Origin of the sequence: Synechococcus sp. KORDI-100 (genome assembly GCF_000737535.1) — a bacterium.
Lineage (GTDB): Bacteria > Cyanobacteriota > Cyanobacteriia > PCC-6307 > Cyanobiaceae > Parasynechococcus.
Genome location: NZ_CP006269.1, coordinates 1,806,289 through 1,828,393 on the forward strand (window position 1 = coordinate 1,806,289; position 22,105 = coordinate 1,828,393).

Below are 22,105 nucleotides of genomic sequence, written 5' to 3' on the forward strand. Positions count from 1 at the left end.
GTGCAATGAAGAAAACATTTGAGGGCAACAAGCCCAGCGAGATTGAGCAACTCAGAAACGAGTTGGTCTTAAATCACTTAATCGATCCAGACGATTACGTCAGCGGAACGTTCACCCTTGGGGCCGACGACGGCTGGCGTGATGCTCTCGACCGCAAAGCACGGGAAAAGATCAATGCAGCTAGGGACAACCCTGATCTGAAAAACAACGAGGTTGCCAACCGAGAGAGATCTATCACCCGGAAGACGGATTACAAATTCCGGTCAACTCCTCCACAGAACTGGAATCTCTACAGCGTTTGGGTGACCGACAAAGGCGTGCTCAAGTCAGGGCTGCAACTAGCAGGCCAGCGGAAACACCCCAGCATTCGGACCGGAGAAAAGGGAGAGGTGCGATTCGACTGCACGGGCACCCAAGTGAAGGTCTATCTGCCGCCACTGAACTGGGAGTACGCCATGCATCGACTGGACCATCACGGATTCATTTGCACCCGGGAGGACTACACGCCTGAGAAGGCTTGGAAGTTCATTTTCAGCAACCCTGCAGTCCCCATTTGGGTCGAGGAGTCAGCTCTAAAGGCGTTGTCTTCGACCTCTCACGGTCAGCTCGCTGTTGGCATTAACGGCATCAACTCAGGTGGACAGAAGACCCGCTCAGATCGCCTCCGTGTGCCCCTAAGGATGCTCGCCAAGAGCGGCCGTCGGATGGTGGTCCGATTCGACAACGGCAGTCGCTCAGAACGCACGGCACAACGTCTGACAGGGCAACTGAATCGAGCCGGAGCTTATGCCAACTGGTTCACCTGGACAGATCCAATCATTGGCAAAACAGACGACTATTTCGCTGCGAAAGGAAAGGCGCTGGTCGCTGAGACGTTCGACCGCTCAGCTGATCAAACCGACAGCTTCAATCTGAACGAGGTCGAGAAGGGGCATTACTCACGGATCAAAGGCGACTGGAGGACAACCACCATCGACCGGGAATTCGAACCGATGGACATTATCCAAGCCCAAAAGCAAAGCCGAGTGATCGCCCTGGAGGGGCCCACAGGCACTGGCAAGACGAAAGCCTCAGTTGGTGCTATCGACCTAATGGAGGAGGCCTTCAGACACAAGGTCATCGTGCTTGGTCTCTATCACCGGGCCTCGCTTGTTCATAAAGGCGCAGCCGAGTACGGCGTCAGGGATCTCAGTTCACCTCTCGGCACGTTTGAGCGCGAAGAGGGGGGGCTCCGGGACGGTCTTTTCTGCTGCTGCGAATCGATCAAAAAGGAGAGCGGCGAATGGGACCTATGGAGGTGGAGTCACGAGCTGGAAGAGAACCCCAGGCCGGCAGTCCTGTTCCTCGATGAAGTCACCCAGGCAGCACTGCATCTTCTTTTGGATGGCACGGATGCCATGCCCAAGATCAGACGAGAAGCCATTAAGGCGCTCGAACGGTTGATCCGGAATCCCGAAGTCACCGTTATCGCTGCTGAAGCTGGTATTGGCGACATCGAACTGGAATGGCTGCAGGCCCTGTCTGGCGTCCAGCCACAGGTCATCAACACGACCTTTCGCAGGAGGTCTGACCTTTTCTATGGCGCAGCCTCCGCAGACAACATCGACAAGCTCCAACAGCTTTGCGGGCAGACCAGTGATCAAGGCCGGCAGGTCTGGATCTCGATGGGAAAGAAAACGGCCCTTGAATCGTTCAGCGCTCCTTTTCCTGGCAGCTTCTTGATCCACGGCGAGAACTCCAAAACTGAAGAGGTCGCTGCATTGATGGCCGACACCAACGCCGTCGCGGCTCAGTACCCCTTAGTTGGCTACAGCCCGTCCGTCGTCTCAGGCATCTCTTATGAGGCCTCAACCGTTGGCATCGCAGCCTGTGTTCAGCAGTTCGCAATGGGCCCACAAGACGCCATGCAGGCCGTCGCCAGGGCACGCAAAGCAGAGTGTCGGATCATGCTGTCGCCTGTTTCAACACCGATGGCAAAGACCGGCACCGGTCGGACGTCAACAAAAGATGTCAGCCGCGCCAGGTTTGTCCTGATAGACCCTGAGATGCAGGAGCTGTACCGGGAGCACCTAAAAGGTGTAAATCGAACAACTGTTTTTTACTCAGTGGCCCTGGAAGCTCGGACCAATTACGAGGCAATAAACAACGAACACGTCCTGCGTTGCCGTCTAATCGATCAGGGCTACACGCTCCGGTCGTTCGATGAGCTAGTCAGCGACAACGCCGTTGTCATCCCGAAGGCCCAGCGGGACAAGCAGACCAAGCAGGCCGAGCTGAACCGTAGAACACAGCTTCTCCATGAGGTCATGACTGGTCAGAAGACCATTGGTCAGGCCAGCTCAGAGGCGAACAGGGAGACCAAGAACGGCACCTGGGTGGACCTGGCATCAGTTGACCCCAGTCATGCCTATCAGTGGCTGCAGCGGGTCAGGATGCATGACCTGATTTCTGCCGGTTCTTTCACCACTAACAGTCCTGAATTCCTCGCCATGGCGGCGGAAGTACAGAGTCTCAACAAGCACGAAGCCCGGGAACTGCGTGATGTCCTCGGTGGTCGCACTGAGGTTCCAGGGCCAGATGACGAGGTGAAAGCGACTTTCGCTAAGGCGCTGCTCAAGGTGGCTGGGTTCACCGTTGAGAGGAAACTAGTTCGCTCTAAGGGGACGCGGTCCTACCTCTACAACCTGGACGCCATGGAGGTGTCACCAAAAATGTAGTGGGGTCTAAAGACCAATACAGACCACAACAAAAATGGTGACACTTCGACTTCGCTTACGCCCCTGTCTTACTCCGTAGGGTCTTGTATTGCTTTAATCCAGTAATGACGAGGAACTGATATTGACCAAAAAATCCCCCAGATGGGGGATGCGTTCACCAGTCACGGCGTGGATCATTTGACTATGGAATACAGAAGAAGCTTTGTTGATCGGTATGAGGACGGGCCTGATGGCATTCGGCGGAAAGTCGTGCGGCATGAACGCTTCGACCCAGATGCGCCTCGGGTGATCAATCGGTTTGCCCTTGTTAAAGGTGAAGATCGATTTGTGTTCACTCCTGATCCGTTTGCTCCCAGATTGGTGGTAATCACCCACAACGGCGAACACATGACTGAGACGGACGTCGATGCTGCTCGTGACTTTTACAAGGAGAAGCTGGCGGAGGGTTACAGGAGGTTCAATTGAGTCCATCACCACTACACCGAACCTGCCACTGGGATCGAACGTAGGGCCAGTTGGTCTTGGCCCGTAAGAAAATGCCTGCTGAAATTGGAGCGGCTAAGGACGTCGTAGTAATGCTCATCCCTCAGCTGAGGGATAAAACTGTCAAACGAATACATCAGATGAGGGAGTAAATCTCCAGTTTTAGGTGCGACGATGGAACATAAATATTAACTCCATCATGCGCTTAACATCAGGTATTAAATTTGCAGGATTTTGTGAGTCGCCACCTTAGAAAAAATAATATATACTTAGATCGACAGAACTCCCTTAGCCCGCTATTTCATTTTTGTTATGGAAAACCAACTTATTCTTGACCGTGAACAGCTTCGAATAGGTAAATACACTTCTTGGGCTGCCGATCTCTCTCCAGACCAGCTATGTGCACTTTTATGGATGGTTGGTGAATATGGAATCCGTACTAGCCCTGATCCTAATGAACGCGTGCTTGGAAGTCCGCACAGGCGTGAAGCAGGCAGGAAAGCACTCGTTGAATTTGTCTGGGGCAAACCAATTAGTTTGAGAAAGGCACAAGCAATCATTCGAGCCTCTACAAAAATGAGAGACAACGATGTATAGCCATTCTTCAAGATGAAGATGCATCGAAGTTGATATTTGGGCTGCCGGTGGCCTGACACTGCCGCCGAACTGCGTAAGCCAGGGAGCACGCCGCGAAAGGACACTCAAGACCTGCTACGGCTACTTGCCGAGGACCGAGATCGACAGGAGCTGCCCGTTCTTCACCTCAGACCGTGAGGAGAACGCTCGGATCGTCCTCGAATCAATGTTCGAACATGGGCGCGATATCGACAACCTTGACCCCGTCGAGGAACTCATGATCGCTACGACGTTGACTTATTTCAAGCGGTCAATAACTGAGCTTGCGCTGTTCACCGATTACGCCCTGGCTTACCTACATCAAGACGGCTGGACCCTCGAGGCAATGCCTGATCCGGAGCACGCTCAGAAGCAACAGAAACAGGCCCGCAAGGCTGCTAAGGACTGCGTGGTTCCACTGCTAATGGAGGACCAATCACAGCCCGTACAGCTCATCCTGAAGGGGCTGATGGGGACCCTGAGCATTGAAGAGGTAGCTGTCATCGAACGGCGGGCCAATGCTGGTGGTTTGGTTGATCTCGTCGGTGCCAATGCAGTCAAGGTGGTGGAGCTATTACGGCGCTCTGGACTTCAACTGCTCTGCGACGGGACACCGAGAGCTAAGGACGACCCAGACATCATCAACTGCGGCTTGTTGTTGCAATCACCCGAAGCGGTAACGCTGCTGAAGCAGTCGAATGCCTTGGAAATTCGGGCCAGCCAATCCAAGGCAACCGACAAGGCCTCTAACGCCGTAAAAGCAGTCGGGACTGTCGTGAGACAGCTCGGAGGTGTCTGGTATGGATGCGGCAAAGGCCGATCAAAGGTGAAAGGTGAGCTGCCTTCGGGATAGGGGTGACGTTTAAGCAGAACTTTCCTAAGAGCGATTTGCTTAAAGGTCGCCCTTCGAATGATCAACACCCGTCGAAAGGCCCCCTCTTCAAGGAGCTATTCCCACCAGATGACTACGGCCGAAACCTGCCAATGCCATAACCAACAGCGAGACCAACCGCAGCACCGACGGCACCTGCGCTGAGCTGGGTCTTCTGGGTGGTGGAGAGCCGCTCGCCCAGGGCGAACGTCGCACCGATTCCGAGGAGGAGCACCAGACCGATTAGGACGGCGTCCGTCGACTCATTGTTCAGGCCGTGCCAGGCATGAATGATTTAGGCACGGGGAACGAAGACTGATGCCACAAATAGAGGAGTCGGAATACTCAGGCAGTTAAATACAGATCAATGCCCGACAGCAAGTCTAGTTTTTCAAAGGACTTTAAACAGGATGAATCAGGCCGCAAGCTATTGCCAATCTATTCGGCGATTGAAATCTATGATCAGGGCGACAGCCTTCAAGACTTAAGAAATGAACTGCAATCACAGCCGTTCTACATTTCTCCCAAATATTAATCTTAACCAATGCCGGCATAATTCTGAATAATGGATGCCAAATCATTTCCCGGAATGAATTTACGCAAGTTATGAGTCTTTTCGCTGATTACATAATCAAACTCATAGAGAAGCTTGAGTATGTTGATCGATCTCCCGACAGACCTCACACACACCACCCCGTCAGCAATGGCGGGGTTTTTGATGCGCTGATCAACGAGCAACAGCTAAAGCGTCACTGTCTTCAGGCTTGATCACTGGAACTCAGCTAGAAAGGCACACTCCGCATTGATCGTCATGGCATACCACGACCATCACGGTCATGACCACGACCATGGCGAGGAGGTGCTGGAGTTCTCAGCCAAGAAACCCAGCAAGCTCAAATCCCTTGATCCTGATGCCCTGATCCATGTTGATGGCATCGAGGATGGATCCTTTGCAGTTGCCTCCAGCAAGAAGGAACTCAAGGCACTGATGAAGTCTGATGCCGATGTGGTCTACGACGAGAAGAAAGGCAAGCTCTACCTCAACGACAACGGCACTGCCAAAGGTTGGGGAAAGAAGAAGGTGGGTGGTTTGCTTGCCACCTTCAAAGGCAAGCCTGACCTCACCGCTGATCACTTCGAAGGTCTTTCAGCTCATAAGGGTGATGCCATCACCGGTGGTGTTGGAAGCAATGGTGGTGACATCAAGGAACAGATCACTTCTCTCCGCGGAGGCTTAAGTGAATCCGAGGTGTCTGAGCTTTATGGCGAGACGTTGATTGACCCCAAAAAGGGTCTCAAGAGCATCGTGAAGGCAGGCAAGAAAGAGGGTTACAAGTTCGATAAGGCTGAACTTGGAGAAGCCCTTGATGAAATGAATGATGCAGGTGCATTCAGCAACGTGGAAATAGATGCTTCAGCCCTTACAACACTGATGGGGATGGGTGGCCAACAGGAGGGTAACGGTAGAGGTGGATCTTAAATGAAATGCACTGCCCACGCTCGCTTGGCGGGGTTTTTTATTTGCCTGTACAGGACTCACAGCTGCCCAGTCGAGGCATTCAAACCCTGATATCGGGCTAAAAAGAGCAGCACTCTTTTAGTTGCTGCACCCCATGCCTGACTTCAACGCCAAGAAGGTCAGCAAGGTCAAAGCCGTTGATCCTGATGCCAGCTACAGCGTTGAGGGCACCGCGGGCGGCAGCTTTGCCATCGCATCCAGCAAGAAAGAGCTGAAGCAGCTGATGAAGTCTGATGCTGCTGTGGTCTATGACGAGAAGAAAGGAAAGCTGTACCTCAACGAGAACGGCACTGCTAAAGGCTGGGGTGCCAAGAAGGTTGGTGGATTGATCGCCAAGTTCAAAGGCAAGCCTGAGTTGAGTGCTGAGCAGTTTGAGGGGATGGAGGCATTTGATGCTGTTACGGGCGACCATGATCATGAGCACGACCATGGCCACGAGCACGGTGGTGACACCAAAGAGCAGATTGCCTCTTACCGAGAAACACTGACGGATTCAGAAGAAGCTGATCTGTTAGTTGACTTCAACCTGGAGCCCAAGAAAGCACTCAAGCGTGTGATCAAGGATGGCAAGAAAGAAGGGTATGTGTTTGATCGCGATGAACTAGCAGAAGAGCTGGAAGAGATGGATAAAGGCGGAGCTTTTACTGATATTGAATTAGATGCAGCAGCCATGGAAGCACTGTTCTCCCAAGGTGGTGAGCAGGAGGGTAGAAGTCGGCAAGGTTGTTAACTAAATCAACCCTCTGATCGGACCCCGTCAGCAATGGCGGGGTTTTTTACTGAAGAAGCAGAGTCTGCTCTCAGGAACGTCAGCTAGGTGCTGAAGTTGCTATCGACTGCCTTAGAGCTCCAACTCGGCTGTGACAAAGCCGCCTTCTGGCGGCCCTCTTTCAATGATCCGAGCCATCTCCTCTTCAGACAATTCCTGCGCCGCCCTTCTTCTGCGTTCAGCGTCGTGATGCTCTTGCCACTTGTCATGGTTCACTTCGGCGAAGTCTTCTAGGGCCTGCCCCGTGAGCAGCAGGCGATGCCAGCCGAGGAGGTCTGGTCCTTCGTCCCGTAGTGGGGCGCGTCTTGTCTTGCCGTTGGGAAAAACTTCAATCCCGTAGGTGACGCCGGCGTTGGTGATCTCGGGCCAGTCGTTGGGTGTTTCGCCGACAGTCCCATCCGCTAAGACGACACGCAGAGGCCGGCCCTCGTCGCAGTGAACTGATCGGACTAAAGCCCTGTAAATACGTGGCTTCAGCTTCCCAGGAATTTGGTACCAGCTCCACGTCCCATGACCTTTGAGCCAGTCCTGAGCCAAGGTCTGCCACTGAGTCAGGTCTGTGCTCTGTAGCGCCGCTAGCTGACGGGCTAAGCCGTCGATCTGTGGTCTCAGGGTTGCCTCCAACGCCGGGGCGCTCTTGATGGCTTTTTCAAGGGCCTGCTGTTGGCTTTGCAGCTCGATCTCCTTGGACGTTGCTTGTCTGCCTTGCGTTGCATCTAGGAGTCTTCTGGTAGCCGTCTCCGTCGCCTTAGCCAGCGCTGCTGAGATGGCCCAGCTGATCAGCTCACCTCGTACCTGCTTCGTGTTCGGGCAGGTCTGCCTCGCGCACTTAAGCGCGGACCTCTGATTTGCAGACGCCATTTGCCGGCCACACCGGTCACAGAAAACAAGACCCCTCAATGGGTGGCTCTCAACTGGTGCCGCTGTGGGTCGCTTCCACCCATGGGCATGACGAGCCGCGACCTTCGCGATCTGGGCTGGCTCCCCTGCGTGGAGTATCAGGCGAACGACCATCGGATGAGTCAGCCATTTGCGACAGCTCGAGGCGCTGTGAAGTGGTATTTCCTCGGCCTGGCAGAAGCGAAACAGCTCAGCATGGGTGCAACCATTGCTGAGGTAGTGCTCCACCAGGGCACGGGCCTTTGGGTAATGCGTCTCGTCACGGATCGGCACCCGCTCTTCCGAATCAGCCGGGTCATCACCACGGCGGATGCTGGCTCTTGTCGGAATCCGGATGGCCCATGGAGCACGGGCCGAATGCGACAGGCCAGCGTCCTTGAACGACTGGTATGTCTGCTTGATTCGCCTTGACTTCCTACGACTCTCGTCTCTCGCGACTGCTGCGAAGAGATCCTGCCCGAGTTCTCCAGGCTCCTCCTCACATCCCACCTGGAGATTGAGGATCTTGGCTCCGACCTGCCTTAGTGAACGGTTGATCCGTGCGGTGTTCCACTCGCTGCGGCTCAGGCGGTCAAGGCTGTTGACGATGAGGACAGAGACCTGGCCCCGCTCAACCCATTCGATGAGCTCTTCAAACCCTGGTCGCTCGACATTTTCCTTGTAAGCGCTGACGCCGAGGTCCTCGAAAACTTTCTCAGCACCTGCTTTCAGCAATGCAGCGCGCTGGACGTCGACGGTGACGTTGTCGGTTTGCCCCTTATCCGAGATCCTCAGATAGCCAACTTTCATTGCTGTCAGGCCTTTCTTGGGTGGAGGGGCTGCCCTTGTGAACAAGTTGAATTTATAAGCGGATTAGCGCCAGCGCCAGTTGTGATTCAGAACCATCCAGCCCCGCTGATGCAGCAGCGCAGCTGCATGCCGTTCCGCCTGCTGGCCACGCTGATCGGTGTGGGTCATCGCACAAAGCAAGGGCAACTGGACGACAGCGTTCCCCTGTGTTGTGGAAGCTCGCCATCGTGTTGTTAGCCATATCTGTTGGATGGCTCGACGAACACTGCCCACCTGGATCAACGCACCACTGCAGACCGCCGTGGCGGCCGTGCTTTCGCTCACCTTAGCCAGGCTTTTGCAGCTGCCGGAAGCCTTCTGGGCACCGATCTCAGCCATCGTCTGTTCCCTGGACGCTTTTGACGGCGCTGCTGTCGTCGCCCGACGCCGCTTGCTGGGCACCTTCTTCGGGGTCACGCTCGCCGCGCTACAGATTTCCCTGACACCCCACGGGCTGATCAGTTACGCCCTGGCCATCGCCATTTTTGGCCTGGTCTGCAAACTGGTGCGCCTGCATCCCAGCGCCTTCCGCTTTGGAGCCATCGCACTGACAGTGGTGGTCACATCACCGGACAAAAGTGCGGTCTGGATGACAGCTGCCACGCGCTTTGTGGATGTGGCCCTTGGCATCCTGGTCGCTCTGGCTGTGGTGCGGATCTGGCCCGTTCAGGAGAAACCTGACACTGATTAAAAAGCTCTGCCGAGGTGTCTGCTGACGTTCGTCACTGAACACAGAGAGCTGTCGATCTGCTCCAAAATGAATCTCTCATTCGATCGAGAGTCATGAAGGGATTACTGGCCATTCTTTTCGCCCTGGCTCTCACGATCACGGGATACGCCGCTCCCGTACTGGCCGAGGAGATCAGCCTCCACCGCATCAGTTCCGAAGGAGTTGGCCAGAGCATCGGCACAATGACAGCCCTCGACAGCGATGACGGCCTGGTGATCGAAGCGAACCTGACAGGACTCCAACCCGGTGAATACGGATTCCATCTGCATGAAAACGGCAGCTGCCAGCCCGCCGTGCAGAACGGGGTGTCCGTTGCAGGTCTGGCCGCTGGAGGCCACTGGGATCCCGACAACACCGGCCGCCATCTCGGGCCCTTCGGCGATGGCCATCGCGGCGATCTCAGCCGCCTGATCGTCTCCGCCGATGGGGGAACCACGGAACCGGTTGTGGCGCCACGCCTCAAGCTCGCCGATCTGCAGGGGCATGCCTTGATCCTCCACAGCGGTGGCGACACTTACAGCGATGAGCCTCCCCTGGGTGGCGGTGGGGCCCGCATGGCCTGCGGTCTGCCGAAAGCAACGATCTAGGCCGCCTAGGGTCGAGTCACCCCGGTTACACCAATGGGCCGCCTCGTTCTGTCTCTTTTCACCGCTGTGGCGTTGATGATCCCCGTGATCCTTGGTGCCGGGACACCTGCCAGCGCCGCCATGGACGTGGCCAAACAGGTGTTGATCGGAGCGGACTACTCGAACCGGGATTTACGCGGGGCCACCTTCAATCTCAGCAACTTGCGCGAGGCGAACTTCTCCGGCTCCGATCTGAGGGGTGCGAGCCTCTATGGAGCCAAGCTTCAGGATGCCGATCTCAGCGGTTCCGATCTGCGCGAGGCCACCTTGGATTCGGCTGTGCTCACCGGAACTGACCTGAGCGATGTAGTGCTGGAAGGCGCCTTCGCCTTCAACACCCGCTTCAAGGACGTCAACATCAGCGGCGCCGATTTCACCGACGTGCCGATGAGGGGCGATCAACTGAAAAGTCTTTGCGCCGTGGCCAGCGGAACAAATCCAACCACCGGCCGCGACACCCGCACCAGCCTCGGCTGCAGCTGAACGCAGAGCCATGAGTTTTGATCAACGCAGTCTTGATCGACTTCGAGAGCTGGGACGACAGCTCCCCCAGAAGCTGCCGGATCCAGAGCCAGCTTCGAGCAAGTCGAGCGGCAGCAAAGGACGCCAGAACAGCGGAAACCATCGAGGGCCGCAACTCCACAAAGTTGAAACGGAGCAGGATCCGGAGGCCCTGTTCAGGGAGCTGATGAGCGCCAGCGACGACGGCACCGTCCCTGATCACCTGATGTCCCGCCTGAAGCAACTGGAAGCGCAACGCCAGACGACCGGCCGACCGGCGAACCAGGACTCGATCAGCGCGTCCAACCTCCCTGCTCCTCCCCCTGTCAGCAATCAAGGCCGCGGTAAAAACACCCCTCCCAGTCGTCCGAACGTGGCTCCAGGGAGTGAGGAAGAACGTCTCTATGTGGCGTTTGGACAGCTACTCCTCGAGGACGACGAGGAGAGCGATTGAATTCCTCCCGCCTCCGAATCCTGGCGGTGGGCAAGGTGCGCCGTCGTTGGATCCAGGAAGGGATTGATCTCTACCGGAAGCGCCTGCCTGGCCTCCAGATCCAGGAACTGCGCGACAGCACGCGCGAGAAGGAAGCCGATGCCCTTCGTGCCGCCCAGCGCCCCGATGAACAACTGGTGGTGCTGACGGAGGAAGGAGAGACGTTTGGATCGGTGCCTTTCGCCGAATGGCTTGAGCAAGCGAGTCATGACCGCATCGCCTTCGTGATCGGAGGCGCTAACGGCCTCACCGATGCCTTCAAGGCTGAAGCGCGCTGGACACTGAGTTTGTCCCCGATGACCTTCCCCCACGAACTGGCCAGACTGATCCTGATCGAACAGCTGTTCCGGGCCCAGTCCATCCTGCAGGGAAGCCCATACCACCGCGCCTGAGCCAATGCTGCACATCGTCGACCAGTTCCTTCCAGAGCAGGACATGCAAGCCCTGAAGGAACTCTGCGAGGTCCACGGAGAGCTGAGACAACGGCTGGATAGCGACAACCTGTTCAGCTGGATCCCGATGGCGCAGGGCAGTCCGCCAGCACGGTCCCCCCACAGCGCTGAACATCAGGCCCTGATGGCGACGTATCTGGACCGCGCTCTTGGGCCGCTGATGCAACGGTTTGCCCCAAATGCCGTTGGCGTGGAGTGGTGGTGCAACACCAACAACGACCTCGACTGGCATATCGACAAAGATGAGGCATTGGCGGTCGAGTCCGGCAGCTACCAGCTCCCGATGCTGTCCACGGTGTTCTATCCCCACAGCCGCTGCGCTGGCGGAGAGCTGCTGATCGCCGACAGCCAACCCGCCCAAGCGGGCAGCCCAGTCGGACTCCCCCCATTCCGATCGGTGATTTCAGTCCCACCGATCGTGAATCGACTGGTGATTTTTTCAGCAGGCGTGTTGCACCGCATCAACCCATTTGAAGGCGAGCGTTATTCCTTGGCCGTGAATGTGTGGGGACAAGCCCTCAGACAAGACAGCCCCTGAACCACGCCATCCGCCTCAGGCCGCAGAAACCACTGCGCGGCTTGCTGCATGGGTCTGGTGCATGGTTTGGTGCGCATACATCCGCCCAGCCCGATGCGCATCAGACAAGGAACGATAGTTGCCAACAAAGTCGTAGTCAGCCCCATTTGACGTAGCAGCAACCGCGTAAAGGCGCGAAGAAACGCGGGTAACAGTCCAGCTCAGATGGCAGGCTGAAGCTTGTTTTTGGACACTCATTCCCATCTCCAGAAGTGAATGGGAGCAAATTAATACACAGGAACGAAAAAGCCCTGTGAACTTATTATTTCGCAAATAAGTATGACGAGCAGCAAGGGCAGACAACGATCAATAACAAATTGATTGACGGCGAATAAGTAATTCATCCTAGGTACTTTTTATGCCTTTACGTTTCAGTTTGGATTTCTCATTGCCGGTGATAAATAGCAATCACCCGATACCTCACAGCCATGCCAGAACACAAGGCCGATCAACGCCAGTCCAACGCCGATGGTCGCTGGGCCTCCGTCGACAGCTACCTGGTCTGCATCTCCGAATGCGACCTGAATGACGGCAGCTGCATGACGCGCTGCATGGAGGTCCACCTCAAAGCGGAGGAGCCAGCAACCCATTCATGAACGCAATTGAGAATCACTTGCATTTCTCCATCAACTCCTGTTGACTTGCGAGGAGTTCGCAACAAGAGACTTTGATTCGCGTCTTCGGGCATCGCGACGCCCTTCTGTCCGCTTTGGTCGCCAACTGGGCGAATGAGCGCCTCGGGCTTACCAAAGCGGCATCAACGAAATCGGTTGAAACTTCGCCACGGAGATGGTCCAGGCCCGCTCGCTGATCTTGCGTAATCCAGCCTTGAACGCCCCGAGATCCCCGGATGTCAACCAGGCGGCCTTCAGAACCGGCAGGTCCTCGGGCAGCCGCTCCATGGCCAGTTCCACCAACAACAAACTCTCAGCAGCTGCAGCGCGACAAAGCGCACCGTCATCACTGCGCTGCCAAACGCGAAGCAACAACTCCAACGCCAGAGCATGACCCAGGTCCCTGGGTACGTCTCCTGGCTCAGCCACCTGCTTTTGAGATCGACCGGCCAGGGGGAGTGCCCGCTTCCCCCCCTGCTCCATCAGTGCCAACGCAACGAGATAGGGGCTGTCGGCCATGGTTGAAATAACTACGTCTACATAAATACTCCACTTTCAACACAACCGAGTATCTTGCCGAAAGATTGCACATTATCGATGCTCCGCCTGAAAGACTCCCTGATTAGCAATAACAAAAGCCTGAAGAAATCATTTGTCTACGAAGGACGAGCTTCAAGAGAGGAATACTTTCTTTTTATCTACTTCCAAATTGTATTCGTTATCTTCAACCTTATTTTAATCACACTTACTTCTCCAATCCTCAATCTCTTGCCACCAAATGTCAAGAATATCATTCTGATCATCCTTTCACTTCCCTTAGTTGTTTATTACGTGGGCCTTCCATTCGCCTATGCCTCGTTGTGTGTTCGCCGTCTTCACGACCTCGGCATGGGCCTGAAGAGCTGTTACATGCTTCCGATCGTCTCTCACAAAATGGGCAGCAAAGAACCCAATGCATGGGGAGAATCACCCCGTGCTTGATCGATTAAAGGCTTGAAGCCTGAAGCGATCGGTTGTCTTGTTTATGTGATCTGAACCATCGCAACCAAATCATTCGCTGAAAGGTTGTTGCCTGTGTAATAGGCAATGGCATCTCCATCCAAGGAAATCAACAATGATTCTCCCACTGCAGCGAGGTTTTCGCTGGTTACCGTGACAGAAACACCATCGCTGTCGCTTCCATTTGCCTTGATTTCGATGACATCTTTTTGATCAAGGCCAATAATTCGATCGGGACTTTTGTCCTGCTTCACCTTAAGAACGTCTTTCTTGCCATCCTGCTCATCACCAAAAGAATTCTGACCACTCCCTCCATTAAGAACATCAGCCCCGGAACCACCGGTCAAAACATCGTCACCATGTCCACCGATCAGCGTATCGGCACCCTTATTGCCGTAAAGAAAGTCCTTGCCCTTTTTGCCCTTGAGGAGGTCTTTGCCTTCTGCGCCATGCAAGTCGTCACTGATTTTGCTGCCAATCAGCGTTCCATCCTCGTCGTTGTTCCAGGCCGGCATGCCTTCAATCAACATTGCTGGCAGCTTGCCTGAGGACGACCAATCCGTTTGGTAATAGAGGATGCTCTGATGATCCGAAACAGAATTATATTTGAGTTCCGGTATTGAGTTTTCATCCCCCGTTGCTGGCTGGAGAACAAAATCTTCCTCTAGCTCGCGTGAAGACTTCGACCACCCCTCTGGCAAAACCGATGCACTAAACAAAGCCGCAAGAGCTTCTGCAGAGCCGGGCTCAGCTGAATTCACATCACTGGTATTGGTACCCTGAGCGATGTATTCATTTCCCCAGGGATCCTCAATAAAGTAGTAAGTGATTTTCTCACCTTGTTCATTCTCAGCAGGAAACGCCTCGTACTGATTTTTATCATTCACCAGCATGCTCATCTGGCCTTCCTGCAATGATTCATTCGTCGCAGCAACAAACGGATCCTCGCCTGGGAACAGGCCATCGGGAATCATGGCTTGCTGAAAAATTGTTCCGTAAAACCAGGTATAACCCTGGTTGTCTTTCATGAACATAAAGGAATCATCAGTCCCCTCAGGTTGATTCGGACTCGCACCAAAGGTTTTGATTGATGTATCAAAAAAAGCATTTTTGAGATCGATTTTTTCAAAGCCAGGATCCGGAACAAAACTTTCCCAATCGTTTTCAGGGACAGGATTGTCTCCTCCCGCATAGGGATAGGAAGGGTTGTTGCCGCCGGATGTCAACCAAACCTGCTTATATCCGTGGCCGTTAGCACCAGCTGTTGAACTGCTGAGAATGTGATAAATGTCCGGATCATTGTTCAACTCGCCAGTGGACGGGAATGTTTGACTTTCTGCCATAGCGCTTGTCGAATCTTTGTAATCAATGCCTTGCTAGCAACAAACAATCAGATGTGCTGCCAGACCCGCGACAACAGCCAGTGAGACAACAGCCAGTGAGACAACAGCCACCAGGCAGGAACGCCAAAGACAGCTTATAGTTCATATGTACTATTCAGTGATGGGGTGTGGAGGACAGGCAGCGCAATCCACTGCTGCCGTTGCAGCCGAGGCGAGCTCAACGGTTCCTGCCCCTGGCTGGTGAGCGGGTTGCAGCAGGTTTTCCTTCCCCCGCCGATGACTACGTGGAGGTGGGGATTGACCTGAATGACCAGCTCATCCGCCACCCCACCAGCACGTTCTTTCTGCGCGTTAGCGGTGATTCGATGATCGGTGCCGGCATTCATGACGGCGATCTGCTGGTGGTGGATCGCAGCCTCGAACCACGGCCGGGGCGTGTGGTGGTGGCCGTCCTCGACGGAGCCTTCACCCTCAAGCGTCTTGCCCGCCACCGCGGTCGGCTGCGGTTGGAAGCAGCCAATCCCGACTACCCAGCCCTGGAACTGCATCGCTGCGGGGAGGTGCAGATCTGGGGTGTGGCCATTCATGTGATCCACCCGCTCTGACCCTCCGCTTCGGACACGCCGACCCATGCCCCAGGCCACAGCCCTGATCGACGGCAACAATTTCTATGCCGCCTGTGAACAGAGCCTGGACCCAAGCCTGATCGGCCGGCCCGTCGTGGTGCTCTCCAACAACGATGGCTGCATCGTGGCCCGCAGCGCCGAGGCACGCGCCCTGGGCATCGCCATGGGCACGCCGTACTTCAAGGCGCGCCGTGAGCTGCAGAGGCAAAACGTCGTGGTGCGCAGCTCCAACTACGCCCTCTATGCCGACATGAGCCAACGGATGATGGCCGTGCTCGAAGCCCACTGTGAAGAGCTGGAGATCTATTCGATCGATGAAGCGTTCGGGCGTTTGAGTCGGCCGCGCGATGGCGATCTGCAGAGATGGGCACGCAGCCTGCGTGCACACGTGCGACGCGATCTGGGATTACCGATTGCGATTGGCCTGGGGGCGAGCAAAGGGCAGGCAAAACTGGCGAACCGACTGGCCAAACGAGTCCCGGGGCATGCCGGAATTTTCGATCTGATCCGTTGTGACAACGCGGACGGCTGGCTGGAAACGGTCGACATCGAAGATGTGTGGGGCATCGGTCGCAAGCTCGCCCGCTGGTGTCGACTGCGCGGGATCACCAATGCCCGACTTCTGCGGGACATGCCAAGCGGTGAACTGCGTGCCAAGTGCGGCGTGGTGGGACTTCGTCTGCAACGGGAACTGCGCGGTCATGCCTGTCTGCCGCTCGAGCTGGCGCCGTCCCCCAAGCAGGAGACCTGCGTGAGTCGAAGTTTCAGCCGACCGATCACCAGCCTGGAGGAACTTCGCGAGGCTGTGGCGACCTACGTGGTGCGAGCTGCTGAGAAACTGCGGAAGCAACGCCAACGAGCGGCGGCCCTCACGGTGTACACACGCACCAGTCCGTTCATTCCAGCCTTTTACAGCCAGGCCGCCAGCACCAGACTGGATTTACCCAGCAATGACACCGCTGCACTGCTCCAGGCAGCCCTGCCACTGGTGAACCATATTTTCCGGCCGCATCGACAATTGGCCAAAGCCGGCGTCCTGATGCAACACCTGCAGGGCGACAACACCTTGCAATCCCATCTGCTTGTTCCCATGAGCGAGGCAGAGCAGATCAAGCGCGAACGACTGATGCAAACCATCGACCACATCAATCACAAATACGGTCGACATGCGCTGCAGTACGCCGCTTGTGGCCTGTCACAGCCCTGGCTGATGAAACGCGAGCGGCTTGGGACAAACAGCACAACACGACTCGATCAGATCCCAACCGTCCACGCTCGATAACGTCTGAAGCCAGGGCTGAAAAAACAGCTGGCTGGAACAAACATCGTCATCGCACCAAGCCGATAATCAGACAGATTCAAGACAAACGATCAACAGCCAATTGAGCTGTACAGTCACAGAAAGATGTTCAAGCCAATGTACGTTCAACAAATTCAAAAAATAATTTTGGCGCTATCCTGTCTGTCATTATTGTCGGCCGCAGCACAGGCAAAAGTCTGCGTCATCTGGGATCCATCTGATACATCCGTCAACGTTCGAACCACGCCCAACGGACAATATCAGGGCACCTTATTGAATGGAACACAAGTTGAAGTTGTGGGTTACCGCAACGATCCACAAGGGAGATCTTGGGCTTCGATTGTTCAACGAGGATCGTCAGGTCAGAGTTTTGTGATGGCATCCTTAACGCGGGATTGCATTCAGGGAGCTTTAACTCCTGATGGACGCATCGTCCGCTGATCGGGCGCACAGGCGAGGCCAACAATGTTGCAGTTGCATGCGCAGAGATGGCCTCCGAGAGCATCGCACTCATCACTAGCAACATTCTCAGTAAGCCGCTTGCACTAACACAAGAGCAGTCTAAAAAAATGAATCAACAACCAGGGGTAGATTATTCCTTTGAAAGCACATTAATTCAATCCAATCAAAATGTAGTGGATGGAACCAACTGCAGATCACAGATGACGCAACTTAGGGCAAACTCAAATGAGCCATGGCACAGCCAGCCGTTCGGTATCAATTAGCACTCGATCTGTTCACAGAATCAGTGATCAAGCCCGATCACGATCTCAGGATTGACGCTGCAGACAAGGGTGTCTATGCAGAGCTGATGGAGATCAGACAACACGTGCTCACCTATCTGACAACCCTCAAGGAAGTTCACAGTATCGAAATGGGCGATGAAAGCGACGACCTCGAAACGTCAAAAACATTGCTCACAAAACAGGCTGCTCAACAATCATAAAAACCCAGAATCAACAACGGAGATCGCTCGATCTGAATCAATCGTCATCACCAGCGGGTCAATGAGCCCCGACAGAAGCAATACCATGTGGTGCTGAGGAGAGCGTTCGAGCACTCCATGAGTGATGATCTGTAGGAAAAGCAGAGATGGATACGTCAGCTGGAAAAGCTTGCGAAATCGAGCTAGTTTGCCCGAAATGAAACAACCTTCATGGCATCAAATCGCCTGGCAAACAATACAAAAAGAAGTTTTTTAGTCGTTGCGGTTGCGTGCCTTCCCTTCTGTGGCATCGCCTCAGCCCAGATTGTGCAGCCGATCCCAAAAACCCTGATCAATTCTCCCTCAAAAAACGTTGAGGTTTTTTCACTGGGCTATGGAGCTGGCGTCGCTAATTACATGTGCTTCGAATCGCTGAAACAAAATCTCAGCCAATCGGCAGGGAATCAAATTCTGTCCAACTACAAAAAGTGGATCGCACAACAGAAGACCGTCAAGATGAGTTATTTCAAGCAAGGATTCAATCTGGAAGTCCTCCAGTTCAATCAGGCCTTCCCCAGCAATCCCTGTCGCTTCAAGCTCTGAACGAAAGAACGTTGAAACCAACAGACTGATGGCCGTCTCCAGGTTTCCGCTTGATCGAGCGCACAGCTGAAGGGTTGTATTGCCGTGCCGCCGACGCCTGGGTCGACCCGTGGCGTCCGGTGCCGCGGGCACTGATCACCCATGCCCACGCCGACCATGCCCGTTCTGGCTGTGGAGAGTATTGGGCTGTTGCCACAAGCGAAGGCGTCCTGCGACAGCGGCTCGGTCAGGAGATCACGCTGCATCCGGTGTCCTACGGCGAAACGGTCTGGCTGAATCAGTGCAGGGTGTCGTTCCACAGTGCCGGCCACGTGCTCGGCTCCGCGCAGATCCGCCTTGAAGCTGAGGGGGAGATCTGGGTGGTGAGCGGCGACTACAAACGCGATGACGATCCCAGCTGTACGCCCTTCGAACCCGTGGCGTGCGATGTGCTGATCACAGAGGCCACGTTCGGCATGCCGATCTACCGATGGCAGAGCGGCGCTGAGGTGGCTCGCCAGATACGCGACTGGTGGCAGGGAGATCAGAGCCGACCATCACTGCTGTTCTGCTACGCGTTCGGCAAGGCCCAACGCCTGCTGGCCGAACTCAGGGCGATCGGCGTCGACGACGAAGTTTTGCTCCATGGCGCCGTCGAGACGATCACCCGTCACTACCGCAATGCCGACGTGGCGATGACGCCGAGTCGTCCCGTCAGTGACATTCCACGCAACGAGTCCCTGGCTGGACGGCTGGTGCTGGCACCGCCATCGGCGCATCGATCAAGTTGGATGCGCCGTTTCAAACGTCCCCAAACCGCCTTCGCCTCCGGCTGGATGGCCGTGCGTGGGGCTCGCAGACGGCGGGGATACGAACGTGGATTTGTGTTGAGCGATCATGCCGACTGGCCAGGCCTGATTCGCACGGTGAAACAGAGCGGAGCTCGCAAGGTGTACGTCACCCACGGCCAGAGCGACGTTCTGGCGAGATATCTCCGCGAGACGGAGGGGATCGACGCTGAGCCACTGGACACCCTGTTCGAAGGAGAAAGTGATTGATCCCGATTCGCCTCTGCGGATGATCGGGTTCAGAGTTTCAGGCTCCAGGCTCCAGCTCCAGACTCCAGGTTCCAACTCACCAGGCGCGGTAGACGAGGCGACCGAGACATTCCCGCAACGCCACCGAGCTGTCCTGAAGATTGGCAGCACTCGGGAACCACTGCATGGGGTCTCGCCAGATGCCACCAGACCAGGAGCCGCGGGTCTTGAAATCCACTGGGAAGGCCAGAACCTCAAAGCCCTGGCGCTCAAACAACCGCCTGGCACGCTGCATGTGATATGCGCTGGTCACCAGCAACACCCGGTTCTGTGGTCGAGGCAACAACCCTCGAATGGCAACCGCTTCTTCAGCGGTGTTCACCACAGGACCTGTTGATGCCATCGCGGACGCCGGAATACCCAGACACTCGGCTTCGTTCAGATACAGACGTCCCTCGGGGGGAAGGCCAGGATGAAACGGGCTCTGGCCGCCGGTGAACAACAAACGGGGGGCACGGCCCACCATAAAAAGATCGACGCCGGCGAGAAAGCGATCGGGATCGTGCCATTCGATGATCCGCGCATCACCGGGCGCTGCATGGCGTCCGCCACTGAGAACAACGATGGCATCGGCACGGGGGGCTGACGCCGCGCTCCGTCTGATCTGAGCCCCTTCAACCCCACGCCACAACGCCTGGGACACGACACCGGTGCCGAACACCCAGAGCAGCCCGATGGCAGCCATCAGCGGCCATCGCCAACGGAACAGCAAGGCCAGCACCAGGCAGATCAGGCTGAGACCCAGGGGAAGCACCAGAAGCGGCAACAGCTTCGAGAGCAGATATCCCATGGCAACGAAAAACGGCACGCCTCGTCAGGATGACGTTGTTCTGTGACGGTGCATGCAAGCGTTTCAGGCCCTGTTCGACCGGCTGGACCAGCTGACGGGCACCAACGCCAAGGTGACCGCGCTCGCAGAGCATTTCCGCTCGGTCCCGGCGGACGATGCCGCCTGGGCCCTGACCCTGCTGCTCGGCAAACGTCGGCGACGGTTGATCACGGGGCGCCGCCTGCGAGAGGTGCTGCGGGAACGCACCGGCCTGCCCGAGTGGTTGATCGCCGACTGTCACGGGCAGGTTGGCGATTCCGCCGAAACACTCTGTCTGCTCTGGCCGGAGGTCCGGGACCGCCTGACGCCGATCGAGAGCGATCTACCGAGCGCGATAACCGACCAGCCGCTGCATTGGTGGATGACCACATTGCTGCCCCACATCAGCAACCTTCAGGGAGACGACCAGGCCGACGCGGTGCTGGCTCTGTGGCAACGCCTGCCGGAGGGCCAGCACTTCATCGTCAACAAGCTGCTCACCGGTGGCTTCCGCGTCGGCGTCTCCACAGGATTGATCAGCCGAAGCGTGGCCCAGGCCTTCGAGCTGGAGGAAAGCCTGATTGTCCAGCGCCTGATGGGCGGCTTTGACCCGACGGGCGAGGCGTTTCGTCGTCTCACCGCCCTCGCCGATGCGCAGGAACAACGCAACAGTGGCGCGCCCTATCCCTTCTATCTGGCCAGTCCGCTGGAGCCGGATCGGCTGCGTGAAGAGCCGCCCGAACACTGGCAACTGGAATGGAAATGGGATGGCATCCGTGGTCAGCTGATCCACCGCGGAACTGGGGTCTATCTGTGGAGTCGCGGGGAAGAGCTGGTCAACGACAGCTTTCCGGAACTGGTCGAGGTTGGAGCGGCCCTGCCCGACGGTTCCGTGCTCGACGGTGAGATCATCTGCTGGGCTGAACAGGACGATGCACCGCTGGGATTTGATGTGCTGCAACGACGTCTCGGTCGCAAGCAGGTGGGAGCGACGTTGCGCCGTGAATGCCCGATGCGCTTCATCGCCTACGACCTGCTGGAGCATCAGGGCAGGGACCTTCGATCGGAACCATTGCAGCAACGTCGTCAACGGCTCGACATTCTGCTCAAACAAATCGATCACCCAGAGCAGTGGCGGCTGGCGGCCAGTCCCTGCTGGCCACTAGCCAGCTGGCAGGGCCTCGATCAGGAGCGTGAGTGCGCGCGCCTGCGGCGAGCCGAAGGTCTGATGCTCAAACAGATCGACTCCCCTTACCTCGCCGGCCGCAAACGGGGTCACTGGTGGAAGCACAAGCTTGAGCCGATGACCCTGGATGCGGTGCTGCTGTACGCCCAGGCAGGCAGTGGACGTCGCGCCAATCTCTTCACCGACTACACCTTCGGACTGTGGAGTGAAAGCGAGGAACCGCAACTGGTGACGTTCGCCAAGGCCTATTCAGGCCTCAATGACGCAGAGATCCTGGAGCTGGATCGCTGGATTCGGCGCAACACCCTGCAGCGCTTCGGACCAGCGAGATCTGTGAAAACAGAACTGGTCTTTGAGATCGGATTCGAAGGCATTCATCCCTCGAAACGCCACAAATCGGGGTTGGCTGTTCGTTTCCCGAGGATTCTGCGCTGGAGACGCGATAAACCAGCAGCAGAAGCCGACCGTCTCATTACAGCGCAGAACCTGATTGATCACCGATAACTCATCTCAGAAAATCCGTCTCTGAACAATCCACCACTGA

27 protein-coding genes are annotated in these 22,105 nt (G+C 56.1%); 21 read left to right on the forward strand and 6 right to left on the reverse strand.

The genetic code is table 11. From position 1 onward, the window contains the following. Positions 1-5 precede the first annotated feature (5 nt). The 4 genes from KR100_RS09085 (at position 6) to KR100_RS09095 (ending at position 4,668) form a co-directional block, all read left to right on the forward strand. Positions 6-2,717 (forward strand): DUF3854 domain-containing protein, encoded by a 2,712-nt coding sequence (locus tag KR100_RS09085; protein ID WP_038545057.1) that lies wholly within the window; start codon positions 6-8, stop codon positions 2,715-2,717. Between the two features lie 141 nt (positions 2,718-2,858). Beyond that, complete coding sequence (locus KR100_RS09090; protein WP_038545058.1) at positions 2,859-3,182, forward strand: hypothetical protein; 324 nt, start codon at positions 2,859-2,861, stop codon at positions 3,180-3,182. 330 nt (positions 3,183-3,512) lie between these two features. Continuing rightward, the gene (locus tag KR100_RS16365; protein ID WP_162176505.1) at positions 3,513-3,797 is read left to right on the forward strand and encodes a hypothetical protein; all 285 of its coding nucleotides are present in this window, start codon (positions 3,513-3,515) and stop codon (positions 3,795-3,797) included. Positions 3,798-3,921: 124 nt separating this feature from the next. Next, entirely contained in the window at positions 3,922-4,668 is a 747-nt protein-coding gene (locus KR100_RS09095; protein WP_038545059.1) for a hypothetical protein, read from the forward strand. Between the two features lie 112 nt (positions 4,669-4,780). On the opposite strand, the gene KR100_RS15925 is transcribed toward KR100_RS09095, so the two are convergent. Next, positions 4,781-4,921, reverse strand: a complete 141-nt coding sequence (locus tag KR100_RS15925) for a hypothetical protein (RefSeq protein ID WP_156098006.1) — start codon at positions 4,919-4,921, stop codon at positions 4,781-4,783. A 302-nt stretch (positions 4,922-5,223) separates the two neighbouring features. Next, on the reverse strand, positions 5,224-5,424 hold the full coding sequence (locus KR100_RS09100; protein WP_038545060.1) for a hypothetical protein: 201 nt from the start codon (positions 5,422-5,424) through the stop codon (positions 5,224-5,226). 73 nt (positions 5,425-5,497) lie between these two features. Here KR100_RS09100 and KR100_RS09105 point away from each other — a divergent pair, with 73 nt between their 5' ends. After that, complete coding sequence (locus KR100_RS09105) at positions 5,498-6,166, forward strand: hypothetical protein (protein WP_038545061.1); 669 nt, start codon at positions 5,498-5,500, stop codon at positions 6,164-6,166. Between the two features lie 133 nt (positions 6,167-6,299). Further along, positions 6,300-6,935, forward strand: coding sequence for a hypothetical protein (locus KR100_RS09110; protein WP_038545062.1), 636 nt, complete (start codon positions 6,300-6,302; stop codon positions 6,933-6,935). 111 nt (positions 6,936-7,046) lie between these two features. On the opposite strand, the gene KR100_RS14475 is transcribed toward KR100_RS09110, so the two are convergent. After that, positions 7,047-8,663: a recombinase family protein gene (locus tag KR100_RS14475; protein WP_051847425.1), complete on the reverse strand. Its 1,617-nt coding sequence runs from the start codon at positions 8,661-8,663 to the stop codon at positions 7,047-7,049. Positions 8,664-8,913: 250 nt separating this feature from the next. On the opposite strand from KR100_RS14475, the gene KR100_RS09120 reads away from it, so the two are divergent. The 7 genes from KR100_RS09120 to KR100_RS16560 all read left to right on the forward strand — a co-directional run bounded on the left by KR100_RS09120 (position 8,914) and on the right by KR100_RS16560 (position 12,677). Continuing rightward, entirely contained in the window at positions 8,914-9,393 is a 480-nt protein-coding gene (locus tag KR100_RS09120; RefSeq protein ID WP_051847429.1) for an aromatic acid exporter family protein, read from the forward strand. A 92-nt stretch (positions 9,394-9,485) separates the two neighbouring features. After that, positions 9,486-10,019 (forward strand): superoxide dismutase family protein, encoded by a 534-nt coding sequence (gene sodC / locus KR100_RS09125; RefSeq protein ID WP_038545063.1) that lies wholly within the window; start codon positions 9,486-9,488, stop codon positions 10,017-10,019. Between the two features lie 33 nt (positions 10,020-10,052). Next, positions 10,053-10,541, forward strand: coding sequence for a pentapeptide repeat-containing protein (locus tag KR100_RS09130; protein ID WP_038545064.1), 489 nt, complete (start codon positions 10,053-10,055; stop codon positions 10,539-10,541). 10 nt (positions 10,542-10,551) lie between these two features. Beyond that, positions 10,552-11,013 (forward strand): hypothetical protein, encoded by a 462-nt coding sequence (locus KR100_RS09135; protein WP_038545067.1) that lies wholly within the window; start codon positions 10,552-10,554, stop codon positions 11,011-11,013. Further along, complete coding sequence (locus tag KR100_RS09140) at positions 11,010-11,444, forward strand: 23S rRNA (pseudouridine(1915)-N(3))-methyltransferase RlmH (RefSeq protein ID WP_038545068.1); 435 nt, start codon at positions 11,010-11,012, stop codon at positions 11,442-11,444. The genes KR100_RS09135 and KR100_RS09140 overlap by 4 nt, the downstream gene beginning before the upstream one ends. Positions 11,445-11,448: 4 nt before the next feature. After that, entirely contained in the window at positions 11,449-12,042 is a 594-nt protein-coding gene (locus KR100_RS09145) for a 2OG-Fe(II) oxygenase (protein WP_038545069.1), read from the forward strand. Positions 12,043-12,509: 467 nt separating this feature from the next. Further along, positions 12,510-12,677, forward strand: a complete 168-nt coding sequence (locus tag KR100_RS16560; protein ID WP_204207670.1) for a hypothetical protein — start codon at positions 12,510-12,512, stop codon at positions 12,675-12,677. Between the two features lie 147 nt (positions 12,678-12,824). On the opposite strand, the gene KR100_RS09150 is transcribed toward KR100_RS16560, so the two are convergent. Further along, positions 12,825-13,214 carry a hypothetical protein gene (locus tag KR100_RS09150; protein ID WP_038545070.1) on the reverse strand — a complete coding sequence of 130 codons (390 nt, stop codon included), beginning with the start codon at positions 13,212-13,214 and terminating at the stop codon, positions 12,825-12,827. A gap of 78 nt (positions 13,215-13,292) precedes the next feature. On the opposite strand from KR100_RS09150, the gene KR100_RS09155 reads away from it, so the two are divergent. Further along, positions 13,293-13,676 (forward strand): DUF805 domain-containing protein, encoded by a 384-nt coding sequence (locus KR100_RS09155; protein WP_038545071.1) that lies wholly within the window; start codon positions 13,293-13,295, stop codon positions 13,674-13,676. Between the two features lie 41 nt (positions 13,677-13,717). Here KR100_RS09155 and KR100_RS09160 read toward each other — a convergent pair whose 3' ends face one another. Then, the gene (locus tag KR100_RS09160) at positions 13,718-15,001 is read right to left on the reverse strand and encodes a hypothetical protein (RefSeq protein ID WP_038545072.1); all 1,284 of its coding nucleotides are present in this window, start codon (positions 14,999-15,001) and stop codon (positions 13,718-13,720) included. Between the two features lie 203 nt (positions 15,002-15,204). Between KR100_RS09160 and KR100_RS09165 the strand changes: the two genes are divergently transcribed. The 6 genes from KR100_RS09165 (at position 15,205) to KR100_RS09185 (ending at position 19,528) form a co-directional block, all read left to right on the forward strand. Next, positions 15,205-15,642, forward strand: a complete 438-nt coding sequence (locus tag KR100_RS09165; RefSeq protein ID WP_038545073.1) for a LexA family transcriptional regulator — start codon at positions 15,205-15,207, stop codon at positions 15,640-15,642. A 25-nt stretch (positions 15,643-15,667) separates the two neighbouring features. Beyond that, positions 15,668-16,945 (forward strand): Y-family DNA polymerase, encoded by a 1,278-nt coding sequence (locus KR100_RS09170; RefSeq protein ID WP_038545074.1) that lies wholly within the window; start codon positions 15,668-15,670, stop codon positions 16,943-16,945. A 135-nt stretch (positions 16,946-17,080) separates the two neighbouring features. After that, positions 17,081-17,404, forward strand: a complete 324-nt coding sequence (locus KR100_RS15930; protein WP_162176507.1) for an SH3 domain-containing protein — start codon at positions 17,081-17,083, stop codon at positions 17,402-17,404. A 253-nt stretch (positions 17,405-17,657) separates the two neighbouring features. Next, complete coding sequence (locus KR100_RS09175) at positions 17,658-17,909, forward strand: hypothetical protein (protein WP_038545075.1); 252 nt, start codon at positions 17,658-17,660, stop codon at positions 17,907-17,909. 210 nt (positions 17,910-18,119) lie between these two features. Next, complete coding sequence (locus tag KR100_RS09180; RefSeq protein WP_156098008.1) at positions 18,120-18,491, forward strand: hypothetical protein; 372 nt, start codon at positions 18,120-18,122, stop codon at positions 18,489-18,491. Positions 18,492-18,541: 50 nt separating this feature from the next. Next, positions 18,542-19,528 (forward strand): ligase-associated DNA damage response exonuclease, encoded by a 987-nt coding sequence (locus KR100_RS09185; RefSeq protein WP_038545077.1) that lies wholly within the window; start codon positions 18,542-18,544, stop codon positions 19,526-19,528. Between the two features lie 76 nt (positions 19,529-19,604). Here the strand turns inward: KR100_RS09185 and KR100_RS09190 are convergent, their stop codons facing one another. Beyond that, entirely contained in the window at positions 19,605-20,375 is a 771-nt protein-coding gene (locus KR100_RS09190; RefSeq protein WP_239420302.1) for a YdcF family protein, read from the reverse strand. Positions 20,376-20,409: 34 nt separating this feature from the next. Between KR100_RS09190 and KR100_RS09195 the strand changes: the two genes are divergently transcribed. Beyond that, positions 20,410-22,065, forward strand: a complete 1,656-nt coding sequence (locus KR100_RS09195; protein ID WP_038545081.1) for an ATP-dependent DNA ligase — start codon at positions 20,410-20,412, stop codon at positions 22,063-22,065. Positions 22,066-22,105 lie beyond the last annotated feature (40 nt).